Here is a 3,959-nt window from a genome sequence, read left to right on the forward strand (position 1 = left end):
CGCCGGGCCCTGCCACCACGCCGGGCCCTGCCACCACGCCGGGCCCTGCCACCACGCCGGGCCCTGCCACCACGCCGGGCCCTGCCACCACGCCGGGCCCTGCCACCACGCCGGCGACCACCGTCTCGGCCCCGGCCGACCCCGGTGCCGTCGGTTGGGACGTCTACCGTCGCCTCGACCGGCTGCCCCACCTCGGCGGCGGCTCACGGACGCGGCAGTTCTCCAGTTTCGACCGGGCCGGCGGCAACGACGACGGGTTCAGCGGCGTCCACTCCTGCCTGCGTACGGTCGGCGGCTGCGTGATCGCCGAGGACCACGGCGCCGGTGAGATCGAGTCGATCTGGTTCACCCGCGACGACGGCGCGGTCGACGCCACCGGGTGGATCCGGATCGAGCTGGACGGCGCGACGGTCGTCGACACCGGGTTGCAGCACCTCGTCGACGGCGGCCTCGGCGCCCCGTTCGTCTACCCCCTGGTGAGCAACGCCGACCAGACGTCCGGCGGGGTGACCGTCAAGGTGCCGATGCCCTACCGGCGGTCGATGCGCGTCACCACCCAGCACAACCCCCTGTTCCACCACGTCACCTACCGCAGCTTTGCCGACGCCCAGGGGATCCCGTCCTTCGACCCCGCGGACGCCGCCACCGACGTGGTGGACCTGCTGCGGGCCGCCGGCACCCGCGATCCCAAGCCGGCGCAGCCCGGCGCGGCCACGATCGGCGGCACCCACACCGTCCCCGCCAACGGCCAGGTCGCCCTCGCCAGCCTGGCCGGTCCCCGGGCGCTCACGGCGCTGCGCCTGCGGGTGCCCGACGCGAGCGCCACCGACTCCCGCCTCGGGCGGCTGCGGCTGCGGATCACCTTCGACGGCCGGACGACAGTGGACTCGCCGGTGGCAGAGTTCTTCGGCTCCGGGCTCGGTGAGCGGCCGGTCCGGTCGCTGATGTCCGCCATGGACACCGCCCCGGGCGGCTGGTACAGCTCCTGGTGGCCGATGCCGTTCCGGACCGCCGCCGCCGTCACCCTCGTCAACACCGACGGCGTCGACCTCGCCGGCGTCGGCTGGGAGATCACCTCCGCACCCGGCGACCAGTGGACCGACGCCCTGGCCGCCGACGGCGACGCCGGCTACTTCACCGCCCAGTCCCGGCGGGGGACGACCACCCCGGGGCAGGACTGGACCGTCGCCGAGCAGGGCGGACGCGGGCGCCTCGTCGGCGTGTCACAGACCATGCGCGGCCACGTCGCCGACGGCAACACCCGCAACTACCTGGAGGGCGACGAGCGAATCCACGTCGACGGCTCGGCGACGCCTCAGCTGCACGGCACCGGAACCGAGGACTTCTACGAGTCCGGCTGGTACTTCAACCGGGGCACCTACTCCGGCGTCTTCACCGGCAACCCCGGGCACCAGCTGCGCACCGGCGGCTGCCCGTACGAGTGCGACGCGGCGTACCGGCTGATGATCGGCGACTCGATCGACTACGGCACCGGCCTGCGCTTCGGCATCGAGCACGGCCCGGCCAACGACATGCCCGCCGAGTACGGCTCCACGGCCTACCTCTACACCCAACCCACCGTCGGACAGGCGCTCACCGACACGGTCACCGTCGGTGACGCGGCGAGTCGCGCGGCCCACGACTACTCCGACGGCGCCGCGACGCAGTACCCCCTCACCTCGGTCTTCGAGGGCGACGACGACGCGGCGACGGTCACCGGGCAGGTTCGCGCCGCCACGGCCCCGGTCCGCTTCCGCCTCGCCGTCGCCCCGGACAACCAGGGTGTACGGCTGCGACGCACCGGCGAACAGGGCGTAGCGGGCCAGCAGGTGACGGTGGCCGTCGACGGGGTCGCGGTGGGCACCTGGTCCCAGCCGCAGGGCAACGGCACGCACCGGTGGCGCAGCGACGAGTTCGTCCTGCCGGCCCCGGTGACCGCCGGCCGGTCCTCGGTAACCGTGACGCTGGTCCCGGCCGTCGACCGGCCCGCCTGGACCGCCAGCTCCTACACCGCGTCCAGCCTGGTACGTCCGTACGCCGACACCCGACCGCCGACGGCGGTCGCCGCGCCGACCGCCGCCGCCCGGACCCACGCGGTCGCCCTGAGCTGGCCGGCGGCGGCCGACGACGTGGGCGTGGCCGGCTACCGGGTCTACGGCGCACGTGCCGCCGACGTGCCGACCACCCCGGCCAACCTGCTCGGCACCGTGCGGACCACCAGCTTCCGGCACGGACCGCTCGGCGCCGGGCAACGCTGGCACTACCGGGTCGTGGCGCTGGACGAGGCCGCCAACGCCGGCCCGGCGTCGGGTGCCGCCACCGCGGTCAGCCGTGGCCGCAACACCAGCGACGTCAACGGCGACGGTCGGGACGACGTGGTCGACTTCACCCGTGGCGTCACCGCCGACGTCTTCGCCTCGATCTCCTCCGGCAGCGGGTTCGGGCCGGCCGGCAGGTGGCACGACTTCTTCGCCACCGACGCCGAACTGCCCTTCACCGGCGACGTCGACGGCGACGGCCGGGCCGACGTCATCACCTTCACCCGGGGCGCGAGCGCCGATGTCTACGTCGCGCTGTCCACCGGCGCCGGCTTCGGACCGGCCAGTAGGTGGCACGACTTCTTCGCCGTCGGCACCGAGACCCCCGCCGTCGGCGACGTCAACGGCGACGGGCGAACCGACATCGTCACCTTCACCCGGGGCGCGAGCGCCGATGTCTACGTCGCGCTGTCCACCGGCACCGGCTTCGGGCCCGGGGTGAAGTGGCACGACTTCTTCGCCGCCGGCACCGAGACCCCCGCCGTCGGCGACGTGGACGGCGACGGGCGCGACGACATCGTCACCTTCCTCCAGGGCGTCGGCGGCGCCGTCTACGCCTCGCTCTCCGACGGCAGCCGCTTCGTCCAGCACGCCTGGAAGTGGGGCGACGGCGTGGCCACCGGCAGCCAACTTCCCGCGCTGGCGGACGTCACCGGGGACGGCCGCGACGACGTCGTCGTCTTCACCCGGGGCGCGAGCGCCGACGTCCTGGTCCGTCCCTCCACCGGCGGGGGTTTCGGTGCCGCCGCCACCTGGCACGGCAACTTCGCGATCGGCACCGAGCTGCCCGGCGTCGGCGACTTCGACGGCGACGGGCGTGGCGACGCCGTCACCTACACCCGCGGCAGCGCCGCCGACGCCTACGTGTCGCTCTCCGACGGCAGCCGCCTCGTGCAGAACGGCTGGCGGTGGAGCGACCAGATCGCCCCCGGCTCCGACCTTCCCCGCCCGAGCCTCCCCTGACAGGAGCCGCCATGCCCCGGTACCCGAGAACCCTCCGCCGCTGCCTCGTCGCGCTGGTCACCCTGGCCTCGGCCGTCCTGACCGGCGTCGTGTCGGCGCCCCCGGCCGCGCTGGCCGCGCCCAACTTCAAGGCGCCGTTCCCGTGCGGGCAGCGGTGGACCTACGACCACCACAGCGCCGAGGTGCGCCAGGCGCTGGACTTCGTGCGGGCCGACGGCGGCACCACCGGGGGCACGCCGCAGGTCGCCTCCGCCGCCGGCGTGGCCCGCCGCTACGCGCAGCCCAGCGGCGCCGGCAACTACGTGGTCATCGACCACGGCGGCGGCTGGACCACCTACTACTTCCACCTCAGCGCCTACTCGGTGCCCGACGGGGCGTACGTCGAGCAGGGCCAGCAGATCGGCGTCACCGGCAGCACCGGCAACTCCTCCGGCCCGCACGTCCACTACGAACAGCTCTACAACGGGGTGGGGCAGTCGATCGTCATCAACGGTGTCTCGCTCGCGCCCTACCCGGGCCAGTACCACCAGAAGTACCTGGTCAGCGACAACTGCGGTGGTGGTGGGGGTGGTCGGTATCTGGGGGGTTCGTCGACGGATTTCAGTGGGGACGGTAAAGACGACATCGTCGCGTTCACCCAAGGAACCCTCAACGACGTGTACGTCGCCACCTCCACCG

At 73.9% G+C, this 3,959-nt stretch carries 2 protein-coding genes; both read left to right on the forward strand.

Going from position 1 to position 3,959, the window contains the following annotated elements; genetic code table 11:
- On the forward strand, window positions 1-3,281 hold a 3,281-nt coding region (locus ACFYZF_RS30565; RefSeq protein ID WP_387026642.1), incomplete at its 5' end, for a DUF2961 domain-containing protein.
- An 11-nt stretch (window positions 3,282-3,292) separates the two neighbouring features.
- The coding region (locus tag ACFYZF_RS30570; RefSeq protein ID WP_387026644.1) for a M23 family metallopeptidase at window positions 3,293-3,959 on the forward strand (667 nt) is incomplete at its 3' end.

The sequence above is a fragment of the Micromonospora sp. NPDC001898 genome, assembly GCF_042891255.1.
GTDB lineage: Bacteria > Actinomycetota > Actinomycetes > Mycobacteriales > Micromonosporaceae > Micromonospora.